An 18,040-nucleotide genomic window follows, 5' to 3' on the forward strand; every position below is an offset into this window, starting at 1 on the left:
GGGTGCGCTCCAGCGCCCCGCACGTCGTTTTGCGTTTTGAAGGTCTGAAGAACAGTTCAGGACATCGCGGCCTGAAACTGGGCGTCCGGCCCCAAAACGGGTTCGAAAAATTCAACCCGGGGAGCGGTGGCAGCCGCGTCCTGGACGGCGCGCCCAGAGCGGGCGACGAAATGAGAGGCCACGATGGCGCAGCAGACATTCACCGGTCGCAAACGCGTTCGCAAGTTCTTCGGACACATCAGGGAAGTCGCCGAGATGCCGAACCTCATCGAGGTTCAGAAGGCGTCCTATGACCAGTTCCTGATGGTCGACGAGCCGACGGGCGGCCGGCCGGATGAGGGCTTGCAGGCGGTGTTCCGCTCGGTGTTCCCGATTTCGGACTTCTCCGGCACCTCGATGCTGGAATTCGTCCGCTACGAGTTCGAGCCGCCGAAATATGACGTCGACGAGTGCCGCCAGCGCGGCATGACCTTCGCTGCGCCGCTCAAGGTGACGCTGCGCCTCATCGTGTTCGATATCGACGAGGAAACCGGCGCGAAGTCGGTGAAGGACATCAAGGAGCAGGACGTCTATATGGGCGACATCCCGCTCATGACGATGAACGGCACCTTCATCGTCAACGGCACCGAGCGCGTCATCGTCTCCCAGATGCACCGTTCGCCCGGCGTGTTCTTCGACCACGACAAGGGCAAGACCCATTCCTCGGGCAAGCTGCTGTTCGCCGCCCGCGTGATCCCGTATCGTGGCTCCTGGCTCGACATCGAGTTCGACGCCAAGGACATCGTCTATGCGCGTATCGATCGTCGCCGCAAGATTCCGGTGACGTCGCTGATGTTCGCGCTCGGGCTCGACGGCGAGGCGATCCTCAACACTTTCTACAAGAAGATCCTCTACAAGCGGACCAAGGAAGGCTGGCGCGTTCCGTTCGACGCCAACCGTTTCCGTGGCTACTCGACCATCAACGACCTGATCGACGCCGACACCGGCAAGGTCGTGCTCGAGGCCGGCAAGAAGCTCACCGTGCGCGCCGCCCGCCAGCTCCAGGAGAAGGGGCTGAAGGCTCTGCGCCTGGCCGATGAGGAACTGGTCGGCAACTATCTCGCCGAAGACCTCGTCAATCCGAAGACCGGCGAGATCTACGCGGAAGCCGGTGAGGAAATCACCGACAAGCTCATGAAGGCCCTCAACGAGCAGGGCTACAAGGAGCTGCCGCTGCTCGACATCGACCACGTCAATGTCGGCGCCTACATTCGCAACACGCTCTCGGCTGACAAGAACATGACGCGCGAGGACGCGTTGTTCGACATCTACCGCGTGATGCGTCCGGGCGAGCCGCCGACGCTGGATTCGGCGCAGGCCATGTTCCAGTCGCTGTTCTTCGACGCCGAGCGCTACGACCTCTCCGCGGTCGGCCGCGTCAAGATGAACATGCGCCTCGACCTCGATGCGCCCGACACCCAGCGCACGCTGCGCAAGGAAGACATCCTCTCCGTCATCAAGACGCTGGTCGACCTGCGTGACGGCAAGGGCGAGATCGACGACATCGACCACCTCGGCAACCGCCGTGTGCGTTCGGTCGGCGAGCTCATGGAGAACCAGTACCGCATCGGCCTGCTGCGTATGGAGCGCGCGATCAAGGAGCGCATGTCCTCGGTCGACATCGACACGGTCATGCCGCAGGACCTGATCAACGCGAAGCCCGCGGCTGCCGCCGTGCGCGAGTTCTTCGGCTCCTCGCAGCTCTCGCAGTTCATGGACCAGACCAACCCGCTGTCGGAGATCACCCACAAGCGGCGCCTGTCGGCGCTCGGACCGGGCGGTCTGACCCGCGAGCGCGCCGGCTTCGAAGTGCGCGACGTGCATCCGACGCATTACGGCCGCATCTGCCCGATCGAGACGCCGGAAGGTCCGAACATCGGTCTGATCAACTCGCTCGCCACCTTCGCGCGCGTCAACAAGTACGGCTTCGTCGAGACGCCGTACCGCAAGGTGAAGGACGGCCGCGTCACCGACGAGGTCGTGTACCTCTCGGCGATGGAAGAGGGCCGCTACACGGTCGCGCAGGCCAACGTGCCGCTCGACCCGAAGGGCCGCTTCACCGAAGACCTCGTGGTCTGCCGTCACGCCGGTGAAGTCTTGCCGGTGACGCCGGACAAGGTCGACTACATGGACGTGTCGCCGAAGCAGCTCGTTTCGGTCGCCGCGGCGCTGATCCCGTTCCTCGAGAACGACGACGCCAACCGCGCGCTGATGGGCTCGAACATGCAGCGCCAGGCGGTGCCGCTGGTTCGCGCCGAGGCGCCGTTCGTCGGCACCGGCATGGAAGGCGTGGTCGCCCGTGACTCGGGCGCTGCGATCGCGGCTCGCCGCTCGGGCGTGATCGACCAGATCGACGCCACCCGCGTCGTCATCCGCGCCACCGAAGATCTCGATCCGACCAAGTCGGGCGTCGATATCTACCGTCTCATGAAGTACCAGCGCTCCAACCAGTCGACCTGCATCAACCAGCGTCCGCTGGTGAAGGTCGGTGACGTCGTAAAGAAGGGCGACATCATCGCCGATGGTCCGTCGACCGATCTCGGCGAGCTCGCGCTCGGCCGTAACGTGCTGGTCGCGTTCATGCCGTGGAACGGCTACAACTTCGAAGACTCGATCCTGCTCTCCGAGCGTATCGTGAAGGACGACGTCTTCACCTCGATCCACATCGAGGAGTTCGAGGTCATGGCCCGCGACACCAAGCTGGGCCCCGAGGAAATCACGCGCGACATTCCGAACGTCTCGGAAGAAGCGCTGAAGAACCTCGACGAAGCCGGCATCGTCTATATCGGCGCGGAAGTGCGCGCCGGCGACATCCTGGTCGGCAAGATCACGCCGAAGGGCGAGAGCCCGATGACGCCGGAAGAGAAGCTTCTGCGCGCCATCTTCGGTGAAAAGGCCTCCGACGTTCGCGACACCTCGCTGCGCGTTCCTCCGGGCGTGCAGGGCACGATCGTCGAAGTGCGCGTGTTCAACCGCCACGGCGTCGACAAGGACGAACGTGCGCTGGCGATCGAGCGGGAAGAGATCGAGCGTCTGGCCAAGGACCGCGACGACGAGCAGGCGATCCTGGACCGCAACGTCTACAACCGTCTCGCCGAGCTCCTCGAGGGACGGCAGGGCATTGCGGGCCCGAAAGGCTTCAAGAAGGACACCAAGATCACCCGTGCGGTGCTCGAGGAGTATCCGAAGTCGCAGTGGTGGCTGTTCGCTTCGCCCAACGACAAGCTGATGGCCGAGATCGAGGCCATGCGGAAGCAGTACGACGAGTCGAAGAAGGGGCTTGAGCAGCGCTTCCTCGACAAGGTCGAGAAGCTCCAGCGCGGTGACGAGCTGCCGCCGGGCGTCATGAAGATGGTCAAGGTCTTCGTCGCGGTGAAGCGCAAGATCCAGCCCGGCGACAAGATGGCCGGCCGCCACGGCAACAAGGGCGTGGTGTCGAAGATCGTGCCGATCGAGGACATGCCGTTCCTCGAGGACGGCACGCACGCCGACATCGTGCTCAATCCGCTCGGCGTGCCCTCGCGCATGAACGTCGGACAGATCCTCGAGACCCATCTCGGTTGGGCCTGTGCCGGCCTCGGCAAGCGTATCGGCCAGACGGTCGATGCCTATTTGTCGAAGCAGGACATCAAGCCGCTGAAGGAGACGTTGAAGAAGGTTTACGGCGAGGACGAGACGATCAGGTCGCTCAACGATGGCGAACTGATCGAGCTCGGCCGCAATCTGAGCCACGGCGTGCCGATCGCGACGCCGGTGTTCGACGGAGCCAAGGAGGCCGACATCGAGGAGATGCTCAAGCTCGCCGGTCTCGACGCTTCGGGTCAGTCGACCGTCTATGACGGCCGCACCGGCGATCCGTTCGACCGCAAGGTGACGGTGGGCTACATCTACATGCTCAAGCTGCACCATCTCGTCGATGACAAGATCCATGCGCGTTCGATCGGTCCGTACTCGCTCGTCACCCAGCAGCCGCTGGGCGGCAAGGCGCAGTTCGGCGGTCAGCGCTTCGGCGAAATGGAGGTGTGGGCGCTCGAGGCTTACGGCGCGGCGTACACGCTCCAGGAAATGCTGACCGTGAAGTCGGACGACGTCGCCGGCCGTACCAAGGTGTACGAGGCGATCGTGCGTGGCGACGACACCTTCGAGGCCGGTATTCCGGAATCGTTCAACGTGCTGGTCAAGGAAATGCGCTCGCTCGGCCTCAACGTCGACCTGCACAATTCCAAGATGGGGCCGGCGCCGACGTCGGAAGCGGCCGAGTAACGCGACCATTCATGCCCGGCCTGAAACGGCCGGGCATCGGCGCCCGGCCTGGAGCCTTGAGGGCAGGGCGCCCCGCGAATTGAGATTTTCGAATTTGCTGCCGGGAGGCGACCGGCACGCGAGGAGAAGACGATGAACCAAGAGATTATGAATCTTTTTAACCCGACGACGCCGGCTCAGGTCTTCGACCAGATCCGGATCTCGATCGCGTCTCCCGAGAAGATTCTGTCCTGGTCGTACGGCGAGATCAAGAAGCCGGAGACCATCAACTACCGTACCTTCAAGCCCGAGCGCGACGGCCTGTTCTGCGCGCGCATCTTCGGGCCGATCAAGGATTACGAATGCTTGTGCGGCAAGTACAAGCGCATGAAGTACAAGGGCATCATCTGCGAGAAGTGCTCGGTCGAGGTCACGCTGTCGCGCGTCCGGCGCGAGCGCATGGGCCATATCGAGCTCGCCGCGCCCGTCGCCCACATCTGGTTCCTGAAGTCGCTGCCCTCGCGCATCGGCCTCCTGCTCGACATGACGCTGAAGGATCTCGAGCGGATCCTCTACTTCGAATACTACGTCGTGCTGGAGCCGGGCCTCACCGCGCTGAAGGACCGTCAGCTCTTGTCGGAAGACGAGTATCTGAAGGCGCAGGACGAGTACGGCCAGGACTCCTTCACCGCCATGATCGGCGCCGAGGCGATCCGCGAACTGCTCAAGGGCATGGACCTCGAGAAGCTCGAGGCGACCTTGCGGCTCGAGATGCAGGAGACCGACTCCGACATCAAGCACAAGAAGCTCGCCAAGCGCCTGAAGATCGTCGAGGCGTTCCGCCACTCCGGCAACAAGCCGGAATGGATGATCATGACCGTGATCCCGGTGATCCCGCCGGATCTGCGTCCGCTGGTGCCGCTGGACGGCGGCCGCTTCGCGACCTCGGACCTCAACGACCTCTACCGCCGCGTCATCAACCGCAACAACCGCTTGAAGCGGCTGATGGAGCTGCGCGCGCCGGACATCATCATCCGCAACGAGAAGCGCATGCTTCAGGAGGCCGTCGACGCGCTGTTCGACAACGGCCGCCGCGGCCGCGTCATCACCGGCGCCAACAAGCGCCCGCTGAAGTCGCTCGCCGACATGCTCAAGGGCAAGCAGGGCCGCTTCCGACAGAACCTGCTCGGCAAGCGCGTCGACTATTCGGGCCGTTCGGTGATCGTGGTCGGTCCCGAGCTGCGCCTGCATCAGTGCGGCCTGCCGAAGAAGATGGCGCTCGAGCTGTTCAAGCCGTTCATCTACTCGCGGCTTGACGCCAAGGGCCTGTCCACCACCGTGAAGCAGGCGAAGAAGCTGGTCGAGAAGGAGCGGCCCGAGGTCTGGGACATCCTGGACGAGGTGATCCGCGAGCATCCGGTGCTGCTCAACCGCGCGCCGACGCTGCACCGCCTCGGCATCCAGGCGTTCGAGCCCGTGCTGATCGAGGGCAAGGCGATTCAGCTTCACCCGCTGGTCTGCGCCGCGTTCAACGCCGACTTCGACGGCGACCAGATGGCCGTGCACGTTCCGCTGTCGCTTGAAGCGCAGTTGGAAGCGCGCGTCCTGATGATGTCGACCAACAACATCCTGCATCCGGCGAACGGCCAGCCGATCATCGTGCCGTCGCAGGACATCGTGCTCGGTCTCTACTACCTCTCCATCCTGCGCGAAGGCATGCCCGGCGAGGGCAAGGTGTTCGGCGAGATGTCCGAGCTCGAGCACGCACTGCATTCGAAGGTCATCCACCTCCACACCAAGATCAAGTACCGGTGGGTGGGCGTCGGCGAGGACGGCAAGCCGGCGCGCCGCTGGATCGAGACCACGCCCGGCCGCATCATGCTCGGCAACGTGCTGCCGAAGAGCCCGAAGATCTCGTACGACATCATCAACAAGCTGATGACCAAGCGCGAGATCTCCGGCGTGATCGACCAGGTCTATCGTCACTGCGGCCAGAAGGAGACGGTGATCTTCTGCGACCGCATCATGGCGCTCGGCTTCTACAACGCCTTCAAGGCCGGCATCTCGTTCGGCAAGGACGACATGGTCGTACCGCACGGCAAGTGGAAGATCGTCGACACCACCCGTACGCTGGCGAAGGATTTCGAGCAGCAGTACAACGACGGTCTGATCACCCACGGCGAGAAGTACAACAAGGTCGTCGACGCCTGGTCGAAGGCGACCGAAGAAATCGCCAAGGCGATGATGAAGGAGATCTCCGCGACCAAGAAGACGGCGGGCGGAGCCGATGCTGACATCAACTCGATCTACATGATGGCCCACTCCGGTGCGCGTGGTTCGCCGGCGCAGATGCGTCAGCTGGCCGGCATGCGCGGCCTGATGGCCAAGCCGTCGGGCGAGATCATCGAGACGCCGATCATCTCGAACTTCAAGGAAGGCCTCTCGGTGCTCGAGTACTTCAACTCGACCCACGGCGCCCGCAAGGGCCTCGCGGACACCGCGTTGAAGACCGCGAACTCCGGCTACCTGACCCGTCGTCTGGTCGACGTGGCGCAGGACTGCATCATCACGCAGGACGACTGCGGCACCAAGCTCGGCATCAAGATGCGCGCCATCGTCGATGCCGGCACCGTGGTGGCCTCGCTCGGCTCGCGCATCCTGGGCCGCGTGGCCTGCGATGACGTGCGCGACGGCTCGGGCAAGGTGATCGTCAAGCGCGGCACGCTGATGGAAGAGAGCCACGTGGATGCCATCCACCAGGGTGGTGTCCAGGAGGTGAAGATCCGCTCGGCGCTGACCTGCGAGCTCGTCAACGGCATCTGCGGCAAGTGCTACGGCCGCGATCTCGCCCGCGGCACGCCGGTCAACCACGGCGAAGCGGTCGGCGTCATCGCGGCGCAGTCGATCGGCGAGCCGGGCACCCAGCTCACCATGCGCACCTTCCACATCGGCGGTGCGGCGCAGCTCAACGAGCAGTCGTTCGTCGAATCCAACTTCGACGGCAAGATCGTGATCAAGAACAAGGCCATCGCCCGCAACGGCGAAGGTCACCTGATCGCGATGGTGCGCAACATGGTGGTGGCGATCGTCGATGCCGACGGTACCGAGCGTGCGACGCACCGTATCCAGTACGGCTCGCGTCTGCACATCGACGAGGGCGACATGGTCAAGCGCGGCCAGCGCATCGCCGAGTGGGATCCGTACACCCGTCCGATTCTCACCGAGGTGGAAGGCACCATCGGCTTCGAGGATCTGGTGGAGGGTCAGTCGATCTCGGAAACGCTCGACGAATCCACCGGTATTGCCAAGCGCGTGGTCATCGACTGGCGCTCGACGCGCGGCGGCTCGGATCTGCGTCCGGCCATCGTGATCAAGGGCAAGGACGGCAAGGTGCTCAAGCTCGCCCGTGGCGGCGATGCCCGCTACATGCTGTCCGTCGATGCCATTCTCTCGGTCGACATCGGAGCCAAGGTCCAGCCGGGCGACATCCTCGCCCGTATCTCGACCGAAAGCGCCAAGACGCGTGACATCACGGGCGGTCTGCCGCGCGTGGCGGAACTGTTCGAGGCACGGCGTCCGAAGGACGCGGCGATCATCGCGGAAATCGCGGGCACCATTCGGTTCGGCCGCGACTACAAGAACAAGCGCCGCATCTCGATCGAGCCGATGGACAAGACGGAAGAGGCGCGCGAGTACCTGATCCCGAAGGGCAAGCACATCCACCTTCAGGACGGCGACGTCGTCGAAAAGGGCGACTTCATCGTGGAAGGCAACCCGGCGCCGCACGACATCCTGGCGATCAAGGGCATCGAGGAACTCGCGGCCTATCTGGTCAACGAGATCCAGGAGGTCTACCGGCTCCAGGGCGTGCTCATCAACGACAAGCACATCGAGGTGATTGTCCGTCAGATGCTTCAGAAGGTGGAAATCACCGACCAGGGCGACACGGACATGATCTCGGGCGAGCAGGTCGACAAGATCGAGTTCGACGCGCTCAACGAGAAGGCCAAGGAAGAGGGCAAGAAGCCCGCCACGGGTACGCCGGTTCTGCTCGGCATCACCAAGGCGAGCCTCCAGACCCGCTCGTTCTTCTCGGCGGCTTCGTTCCAGGAGACCACCCGCGTCCTCACGGAGGCGGCGGTCAACGGCAAGATCGATCCGCTCGAAGGCCTCAAGGAGAACGTCATCGTCGGCCGGCTGATCCCGGCAGGCACCGGCGCCTCCATGGCCAAGATCCGCGAAGTCGCCATGAAGCGCGACAAGCTGATCCTCGACGAGCGCGAGAAGCAGGCCTCGGTCGTCTCGCCGGCTCCGGAAGCGGAGCCGATGGCGCTGCCGCCCGCGGAATGATGCTTCATCCGTAAGAATACCGAGGACAATGAAAAGGCCGGCGTTTGCCGGCCTTTTTGCTGCTTTCTTTCCTTGCTGCGATGCGGGGACCGCGTTTGTTCATCTTTCCTTCAGCCTGAAAAGCGCTTTTGCTAGGGCAGCTTAGACCGGAGGTCCCGACACGGGGGGCGGCCGGAGACCACGGAACTCACATGCTTGATCTCGCAATCGTAGGCGGCGGCCCAGGCGGGCTGATGAGCGCCTGGTATCTGAAGCGCAAGCTCGGCGATCTCTGCCGCATCACCATCTTCGAGGCGTCCGACCGGCTCGGCGGCAAGATCGTCACGCGCAAGTTCGATTCCGCGCCCGCGATGTACGAGGCCGGCGTCGCCGAGATCTACGACTACTCGATGACCGGCCCCGATCCGCTGCGCGAGCTGATCCAGCATTTCGGCCTGCAGACCATTCCGATGGATGCGGAGCAGGTCCATCTCGGCGGCGAGCTCCTCAACGACGTGCCCGGCATGCGCCGCAAATACGGCGCCAAGACCGCGGCGGCGATCGAGACGTTCCGCAAGCGCTGCGCCGACCTGATGTCGCCGATCGAATATTACGAGGGCGTCGGCGCGCACGACAACGAGAACCCCTGGGCCTTCAAGACGGCCGAGCAGGTGCTCGACGAGGAAGTCGGGGACGAAACCGCAAAACGATTCTTCAAGGTGATGGCGCGCTCCGACATCGCAACCGAAAGCCACAACACCAACGGGCTCAACGCGCTCAAGAACTACCTGATGGATGTCGACGGCTATATCGGCCTCTATTCCATCCAGAACGGCAATGAGCAGCTCGTCGACTGCCTCCAGTCCGAGGTCAACGCCGACATCCAGCTCAATCACCGCGTGCTCACCGTCGGCAAGGCGCCGACCGGCCGCTACCAGCTCAAGATGATGAACGGCAAGGGGCCGGAGACGCGCGACTTCGATCTCGTGCTGGTCTGCCTGCCGCATTCATGGCTTGCGACCGTCGGCTGGGAAGGCGAGCAGCTCCGCAAGTCGATGGTCAAGCACGTGTCTTACTTCGACCGTCCCGCGCACTATCTGCGCGTCTCGATCCTGTTCGATGCGCCGTTCTGGGGCGAGAAGATCCCGGGCGCGTGGTTCATGTCGGAAGCCTTCGGCGGCTGCTGCGTCTACAACGAAGGCGCGCGCCACGACGTCGGCAAGCACGGTGTGCTGAACTGGCTGATTCCCGGCTCCGACGCCCTGGCCTTCGCCAACCTGTCGGACCAGGAACTGATCGACGCCGCACTGAAATCGCTGCCGGCGTCGCTCGGCGATGCGCGTGAGCATTTCATCGAAGGCAAGATCCATCGCTGGCTGTCGTCGGTGAACGCGCTGCCGGGCGGCTTGCCGGTGCGCGACGTCATGACCAATCACCGGCCCGAGCCGAAGGAGCATCCCGGCATCGTGCTGGTCGGCGACTATCTGTTCGACTCGACGCTGAACGGCCTGCTCGACTCGTCGGATGCGGCGACCGACATCATCGTGACCGAGATGATGCGCCTGCGCCGCGAGCGTGAGCAGGGCGAGAAGCCGGTGGCCGACAAGATCGACCGCGCCTATTTCGAGAACTATCGCGGCGTCGGTCCCTATCACGAGGTGTGGCGCCAGTTCACCGATCCCGATTATCTCGCCAGGCTGATCGGCATCGTCTGGGGCAAGGCGAAGGGCTCCAAGCTGTTGATCGCCGGCTCCGCCAGCGGCGAGCTGGTGGGCGCGCTGCGCGAGCACGGCATCGATGCCTGGGGCATCGAGAACAACCGCGCCGTCCACGCCCGGACGCCGAAGGCGCTGAAGAAGTACAACAAGCTCGGCTCGATCGTCGACATGCCGTTCAAGGACGGTGCGTTCGATTTCGTGTTCGAGACCAGCCTGTGCCACGTCTCTCCGAAGCAGGTCGTGCGCGCGATCCGCGAGCTCAACCGCGTGGTCAAGATCGGGCTCGTGTTCGGCTCGATCACCTCGGACATGGCTCCGGCGCTGATCGACCGCTACGATCTGCTCCGCGGCGTCAGGAAGCTCGGCACCTGGTGGGAATGGTCCGAACTGTTCTTCGGCAACGGCTTCGATCTGTCGATGCACCGCAACGACTGCGCGGACGCCCTCTGGGAGGCAACGCTCGCCGCGGGCAGGGGCCCGGGCCAGTGGTACGCCGACGCGGACAGCCTGCGCTATTCCTTCTTCGACAAGGTCGAGGACGACGACTAGCCTTGCTGGTTCACAAGACCCTCATGGTGAGGAGCGCGGAACGCGCGTCTCCGGACGATGCCTTGCATCGCCGGGCGAACCATGAAGGCCCGGACATCGCCCGCGGCCATCCTTCGAGACGCCCGCTACGCGGGCTCCTCAAGATGAGGAGCGGAGTGCAGAACCGGGACGCGCGAATTCGCCAATTGCTTTGCCGAATTCGTCCTGATCGCATAGAATCGGTGCAATAGCGGTTCGCCGCCGTTTTCCTGAGTTCTCTGCGGTCATGCCGGCCGTCAGCATCGGTTGGTTTCATGGCATCCAGGCCTCTCTCGCCCGACAAACAGAAGCTCGCCGCGGAAGAAGCGGCCGAGCTCGAAGAAAAGCTCGCATCCGGCGCCAAGCCGGAGCTCGAAGACGACGAGGAGGACGAGGACGAGGACGACGAGCTGGAGCTCGACGACGACGATGAGGACGAGGATCTCGTCGTCTTTACCGCGCGCGAGGCCGCCGGCGCGCTCGCGACCATCTGGGGCTTCGTCAAACCCTTCCTTACGAACTACAAGCGCATCCTGTCCTTCGTGACGTTCGGTGTCGTCGTCGAGACGCTGTTCAACGTTATCATGCCGCTCAGCCTGAAATTCCTGATCGACGACGCGCTCGGCGAGGAGGATTTCCAGGCGCTCTACAAGATCCTCGGCGTGCTCGCGGTCGCCGGCATCTTCACCTCGATCGTCGCCGTCTGGTACGAGCGCTGGGACGCGCGGCTCGCGGCCTGCATCATCTCCGACGTCCGCAAGCGGCTGTTCGAGCACGTCCAGGACCTGCCGGCAGCCTATTTCGGCCGCACCAAGCGCGGCGAAATCCTGTCGCGCTTCTCCGTCGACCTCTCGGCCTTCGAAGGCGCGGTCAAGACCTTCGCCAACAGCGCGGCGCTGCCGTTCTTTGAATTGATCGCCGGCATCATCCTGATGGTGTTCCTGAACTGGCAGCTTGCGGTGGTTGCGCTGTTGGTGTTTCCCATCACGCTGATCGGGCCGCGCATTCTCACCCCGAAGGCGGTGCAGGCCAATTACGAGCAGAAGCTGAACGAATCCGCCGTGCTCGGCATGGTGCAGGAGAACGTGGCGGCGCAGGCTGTGATCAAGGCGTTCAGCCTGCAGCGCAAGATGTTCGGCTTCTTCAGCTTCCGCAACGACGAGACGCGCAACAGGATCGCCGCAGCCGGGTTCCTGTCGACCATGGTGGAGCGGACGGTCACGATCTCGGTGCTGCTGCTGCATCTCGTCGTGCTCGCGATCGGCGCGTATCTGGCGACCAAGGGCCAGATCACCATCGGCACCTTCGTCACCTTCGAGAGCGCGTTCTGGGAGGTGTCCTACAACATCGCCCATGTCATGCATTTCATCCCGGTGTCGATCACCTCGGCCGCCGCGATCCGTCACATCCAGGAGCTGCTGGACGAGCCGACGCGCGGCGCCGATCGCCCCGGCGCGCCCGATCTGCCGCGGATCACCCACGACATCACCTTCGACCGCGTCACCTTCCAGTACGAAGGCAGTCAGACGCCGGTCGTCGACAATCTCAGCCTCAAGCTCAACGTCGGCAAGAGCATCGCCATCGTCGGCCCCAGCGGCTCCGGCAAGAGCACGCTGCTCAATTTGATCCTGCGGCTGTACGTGCCGGACGAGGGGCGGGTCACGATCGACGGTGTCGACATCCGCAAGGTGACGCTGGACTCGCTGCGCCGGAGCATGGCGGTCGTGTTCCAGGAGAACATGCTGTTCAACATGTCGATCCGAGAGAATATCCGGCTCGGCAAGGAGGGCGCGACCGACGAGGAGGTGGAGGAGGCGGCCAAGAAGGCCGAGATCCACCGCTACATCATGAGCCTGCCGCAGCGCTACGACACGCCGGTCGGTGAGCGCGGCGACACGCTCTCCGGCGGCCAGCGCCAGCGCCTCGCGATCGCGCGCGCGCTCGTCCGCAATCCGTCGGTGCTGCTGCTGGACGAGGCGACCTCGGCGCTGGACCAGACCACGGAGGCCGCGATCAACCGCACGCTGCTGAAGGTCGCCAAGGGCCGCACCATGATCTGGTCGACGCACCGGCTGACCTCGGTGGTCGAGATGGACGAGATCATCGTGATTTCAGGGGGCAGGGCGATCGAGCGTGGCTCGCATGCCGCGCTGCTCGCCAAAAACGGCACCTATCGCAAGCTGTGGGACGACCAGATGCACCAGCCGCATGGTGCCGCCGCTCACGCCGACGACGACAGCGACGATGACGACGAGGATGAGGACGATCTCGACGAGGATGATGAGGACGAGGACGACGAGGAGGAGTGACCGAGGAAGTTCGGCTCCAGGTCGAACGCGCCTCCAACTTGCCGCAATAGGCCCTGAGCCGACCAGGCGATGACGCGCGCCCAGCGCTGCGCCGCCCAGTAGGGGCTCGTGCCGATCGAGACCGAGCGGAAGTCGAAGGCTTTCGCCGCCGACCAGTCATCACAGGCCCGTTTGACCGGATCATCGTAGAAGCCGGCGATCTTGTCCGCGTCCATGCCGTCGGAGGCGAGCCATTCGGGAATGTGGACGTTGCAGAGCCGCTCGACGTCGGTGAAGACCTTGTCGCAGCCGGTGCCCGCGACCGGGCAGGAGGTTGCAAAGGCGTCGCCGACCAGCACGACGCCGGGCACGCCGCGGGCATCATTCACATAGAGATCGGCAGGGCGGATCTTCATCTCGCCGGCGACGTTGAATGCGCCGGTGACGCGCGTCAGCCGCGGCAGCGCGGCGGTGAGCGTCGCGACCGGCGCGCGGCGCAGCTCGCGCAGCCAGGGATCGTCGAAGGCACGATAGACGAACAGGTTGGCGCGCATCCGCGCGCCGATCGGAAACAGCGCGATATAGGGGATGCGGTCGCTGGGCCGCTCCGAAAAGTAGGTCAGCGACGGGAAGTCGAAGGTTGATCGCCCGGCCGGCACGATGTCGAAGCCGATCGAGATCGAATGGCACGCGCTGATGACCTTGCGCGCAATGCCGAGCTGGTGGCGCAGCCCGACATTCAATCCATTGGCGAGCACGACCAGGCGGGCCGAGACCGTCTCGTCGTTGGAGAGCGTGATTTTCTGCCGCTCGGGGCTCGCTGCGACCGAGATGGCCTTGGCGCAGATGCGCCCGACGGTCTCGGGGATTTCGTCGCGAACCGCATTCACCAGGGAATCGTAGAGGATATTGAATTGTCGGCTTGGCGCCTTGTCGAGGAGATGGCCGCCGCGCGCGATCCAGTTCTGGCCGGCAAAGGTCGCCCGGCGCAGCACCGATTCCCCGATTCCCGTCCTCAAGAAGCGCTCGACCTGCTCCGAGCCGCTGATTTTTTCGACCCGGAAATCGGCAGGATAGCTGTCATGCGGATCGATCAGCACTGCCGGAATCCCGGCGCGCCCGAGCATTGCGGCGGCGGTCGAGCCGGAAAGTCCCCCGCCGATAATGGCAATGTCGGTGTACCGCATGGCGCTTGTCTCTGCCGAAGGCGGCAGATTGACCCACGAACAGGAAAAAAAGCCTTAGTGAGGGTTATAAAAGTATATTTCACCCGGATATAAATTATTTCTGGGCTGGCAAAGTGCGAGCTTGGTTCCCATATCCGCGTAGCGCGGTGAGGGCGCCAAGCAGCGATTTCTACAGGCGCTAGAAGCGCTTTCTGACGTGGTTTCGCCTTGACTTGAGCGATTCTCACTTATAGAAAGCGCCTCACTTAACGACAGGCGGTGAGCATCGCCAACGTCGGAACGGGCCACCCGTCTGATCCTTTTGGGATTGCTAAAACGGGCACCAACCTCGACGAATGCCGCTCAAACGCTGTCGATCATAGCTAGGCAATGCCAGGCGATTTTAGTTCTCTTGAGCACGTCCTCTTGAGATCGAACTCGGATGCATGACCTCGGTGCGTGGGCCGCGGCGTTTCGCTGATCGGTCCGGTTACTGCGGTCCTCTGTGCGTCGAAGCGCTTTCCGCTCAGCAATGGAGCGGTTGGCGCAATTTCGCTTTGCGCGGGTGTTCCGGGCAGGGCGGCCGCGTCGGGCGGGTAGTCCGGCAGAAGAATTTGCGAACCCGATAACGGTTCGCGGCAAGACAGCGGTCCCGGCAACGGGCCGCAGCAGAAAAAGGGTGAAGGCCAGGATGCCGACGATCAACCAGCTGATCGCACAACCGCGTGAAGTTCAGAAGTCGCGCAAGAAGGTGCCGGCGCTGCAGCAGTCGCCGCAGAAGCGCGGCGTTTGCACGCGCGTCTACACCACGACCCCGAAGAAGCCGAACTCGGCGCTTCGTAAGGTCGCCAAGGTGCGCCTGACCAACGGCTTCGAGGTGATCGGCTACATCCCCGGTGAGGGCCATAACCTTCAGGAGCACTCGGTGGTCATGATCCGCGGCGGTCGCGTCAAGGACTTGCCCGGCGTGCGCTACCACATCCTCCGCGGCGTTCTGGATACCCAGGGCGTCAAGAACCGTAAGCAGCGTCGTTCGAAGTACGGCGCCAAGCGTCCGAAGTAAGCGGGAACCAGCTCAATGTCTCGTCGCCACTCAGCGGAAAAGCGCGAAGTCCTTCCCGATCCGAAGTTCGGGAACATCATCGTCACGAAGTTCATGAACTCGGTGATGTATGCCGGCAAGAAGTCGGTTGCCGAAGGTATCGTCTATGGTGCGTTCGGCATCATCGAAACCAAGACCAAGCAGAACCCGCTCGGCGTGTTCGAGCAGGCGCTCGAGAACGTCATGCCGACGATCGAGGTTCGCTCCCGCCGCGTCGGCGGCGCGACCTACCAGGTTCCGGTCGAGGTTCGCTCGACCCGCCGGCAGGCCCTGGGCATCCGCTGGCTGATCTCGGCTGCGCGCGAGCGCAACGAGAAGACGATGACCGAGCGGCTCTCGGCGGAACTCCTGGACGCTTCGAACAACCGCGGTAACGCCGTCAAGAAGCGTGAAGACGTGCACCGGATGGCGGAAGCCAACCGCGCCTTCTCGCACTATCGCTGGTAACGGCGACACCTAACGGACTCGCAAGGAACGACCCATGCCCCGCCAACATGCCATCGAGGACTACCGTAACTTCGGTATCATGGCGCATATCGACGCCGGCAAGACCACGACGACCGAGCGCATCCTCTATTACACCGGCAAGAGCCACAAGATCGGCGAAGTGCACGAAGGTGCCGCGACGATGGACTGGATGGAGCAGGAGCAGGAGCGTGGCATCACGATCACCTCGGCTGCGACCACCGCCTTCTGGGCCGGCAAGCGCCTGAACATCATCGACACCCCCGGCCATGTCGACTTCACCATCGAAGTCGAGCGTTCGCTGCGCGTGCTCGACGGCGCCGTGTGCGTTCTCGACTCCAACCAGGGTGTCGAGCCGCAGACCGAGACCGTCTGGCGCCAGGGCGACAAGTACAAGGTTCCGCGCATCGTCTTCGCCAACAAGATGGACAAGACCGGCGCCGACTTCTTCAAGTGTCTGTCCGACATCGTCGACCGCCTCGGCGCCAAGCCGATCGCGATCCAGCTCCCGATCGGCGCCGAAAACAACTTCAAGGGTCTGGTCGACCTCGTGAAGATGAAGGGCATCATCTGGAACGACGAGTCGCTCGGCGCAAAGTTCGACTACGTTGACATCCCGGAAGATCTCGTCGAGCAGGCCAAGGAATACCGCGAGAAGATGGTGGAAGCCGCCGTCGAGCTCGACGACGACGCCATGGCTGCCTATCTCGACGGCAAGGAGCCGGACGAGGCGACCTTGAAGCGTTTGCTCCGTAAGGCGGTGCTGACCGGCGCGTTCTATCCCGTGCTGTGCGGCTCGGCCTTCAAGAACAAGGGCGTGCAGCCGCTGCTTGACGCGGTCGTCGACTATCTGCCGTCGCCGATCGACGTGCCCGCGATCAAGGGCACTGATGACCGGGGCGAGGAAGTCGTGCGCAAGGCGGACGACAAGGAGCCGCTGGCGCTGCTCGCGTTCAAGATCATGGACGACCCGTTCGTCGGCACCATCACCTTCTGCCGCATCTATTCCGGTATCCTGCAGAGCGGCACCGGCGTCGTGAACTCGACCCGCGAGAAGAAGGAGCGGATCGGGCGCATGTTGCTGATGCATGCGAACAACCGCGAAGACATCAAGGAAGCCTATGCCGGTGACATCGTCGCGCTGGCCGGCCTGAAGGAAGCGCGCACCGGTGACACGCTGTGCGATCCCGACAAGCAGGTGATCCTGGAAAAGATGGAATTCCCCGAGCCGGTCATCGAGATCGCGATCGAGCCGAAGTCGAAGGCCGACCAGGAAAAGCTGGGCGTGGCGCTGGCGAAGCTCGCCGCGGAGGATCCGTCCTTCCGCGTGTCGACCGACCAGGAGTCCGGCCAGACCATCCTGAAGGGCATGGGCGAACTCCACCTCGACATCAAGGTCGACATCCTCAAGCGCACCTACAAGGTCGACGCCAACATCGGTGCGCCGCAGGTGGCGTTCCGTGAGCGCGTCACCAAGAAGGCCGAGGTCAAGTACACTCACAAGAAGCAGACCGGTGGTACCGGTCAGTTCGCGGAAGTGTCGATCGTGGTCGAGCCGAACGAGCCCGGCAAGGGCTACGAGTTCGAGTCCAAGATCGTCGGCGGTGCGGTTCCGAAGGAATACATCCCCGGCGTCGAAAAGGGTCTCAACAGCGTGATGAGCTCGGGTGTGGTCGCGGGTTTCCCCGTGGTCGACGTCAAGGTTCAGCTCGTCGACGGCAAGTACCACGACGTCGACTCGTCGGCGCTGGCCTTCGAAATCGCATCGCGCGCGGCATTCCGCGAGGCCTTGCAGAAGGGCAAGTCCGTCCTGCTCGAGCCGATCATGAAGGTCGAGGTGGTGACCCCGGAAGACTACACCGGCTCGGTCATCGGCGACCTGAATTCCCGGCGCGGTCAGATCCAGGGTCAAGACATGCGCGGCAATGCCAACGTCATCAATGCGATGGTGCCGCTCATGAACATGTTCGGTTACGTGAACAACCTGCGCTCGATGAGCCAGGGTCGCGCGACCTTCACCATGCAGTTCGACCACTACGCAGAAGCGCCGGCGAACGTGTCGGCAGAAGTCCAGAAGAAGTTTGCCTGATTGTCGTCGGTCTAAAGCTGACGATTGAACGGAGA

At 63.5% G+C, this 18,040-nt stretch carries 8 protein-coding genes; 7 read left to right on the top strand and 1 reads right to left on the bottom strand.

Translation table 11 applies throughout. The annotated features are described in order from the left end of the window. Positions 1–183: 183 nt before the first annotated feature. From rpoB to K289_RS0125535, 4 genes are all read left to right on the top strand, one after another. The gene (gene rpoB, locus K289_RS0125515) at positions 184–4,302 is read left to right on the top strand and encodes a DNA-directed RNA polymerase subunit beta (RefSeq protein ID WP_027554146.1); all 4,119 of its coding nucleotides are present in this window, start codon (positions 184–186) and stop codon (positions 4,300–4,302) included. 132 nt (positions 4,303–4,434) lie between these two features. After that, a complete protein-coding gene (gene rpoC, locus K289_RS0125520) occupies positions 4,435–8,631 on the top strand; it encodes a DNA-directed RNA polymerase subunit beta' (RefSeq protein ID WP_027554147.1) in 4,197 nt (1,398 codons plus the stop codon). 191 nt (positions 8,632–8,822) lie between these two features. Beyond that, positions 8,823–10,877, top strand: coding sequence for an FAD-dependent oxidoreductase (locus tag K289_RS0125525; RefSeq protein ID WP_027554148.1), 2,055 nt, complete (start codon positions 8,823–8,825; stop codon positions 10,875–10,877). 293 nt (positions 10,878–11,170) lie between these two features. Beyond that, a complete protein-coding gene (locus K289_RS0125535; protein ID WP_027554149.1) occupies positions 11,171–13,204 on the top strand; it encodes an ABC transporter ATP-binding protein in 2,034 nt (677 codons plus the stop codon). On the opposite strand, the gene K289_RS0125540 is transcribed toward K289_RS0125535, so the two are convergent. Further along, the gene (locus K289_RS0125540; RefSeq protein WP_027554150.1) at positions 13,117–14,370 is read right to left on the bottom strand and encodes an NAD(P)/FAD-dependent oxidoreductase; all 1,254 of its coding nucleotides are present in this window, start codon (positions 14,368–14,370) and stop codon (positions 13,117–13,119) included. The genes K289_RS0125535 and K289_RS0125540 overlap by 88 nt on opposite strands. A gap of 670 nt (positions 14,371–15,040) precedes the next feature. On the opposite strand from K289_RS0125540, the gene rpsL reads away from it, so the two are divergent. From rpsL to fusA, 3 genes are read left to right on the top strand one after another with little or no spacing between them, the layout of a single operon-like run. Continuing rightward, on the top strand, positions 15,041–15,412 hold the full coding sequence (rpsL, locus tag K289_RS0125545; RefSeq protein WP_007603006.1) for a 30S ribosomal protein S12: 372 nt from the start codon (positions 15,041–15,043) through the stop codon (positions 15,410–15,412). A 15-nt stretch (positions 15,413–15,427) separates the two neighbouring features. Then, positions 15,428–15,898: a 30S ribosomal protein S7 gene (gene rpsG / locus K289_RS0125550; protein ID WP_027520967.1), complete on the top strand. Its 471-nt coding sequence runs from the start codon at positions 15,428–15,430 to the stop codon at positions 15,896–15,898. A 34-nt stretch (positions 15,899–15,932) separates the two neighbouring features. Continuing rightward, positions 15,933–18,005, top strand: coding sequence for an elongation factor G (gene fusA / locus K289_RS0125555; protein ID WP_027554151.1), 2,073 nt, complete (start codon positions 15,933–15,935; stop codon positions 18,003–18,005). The last annotated feature ends 35 nt before the right edge of the window (positions 18,006–18,040 follow it).

The organism is Bradyrhizobium sp. Cp5.3 (assembly GCF_000426265.1).
Lineage (GTDB): Bacteria > Pseudomonadota > Alphaproteobacteria > Rhizobiales > Xanthobacteraceae > Bradyrhizobium > Bradyrhizobium neotropicale.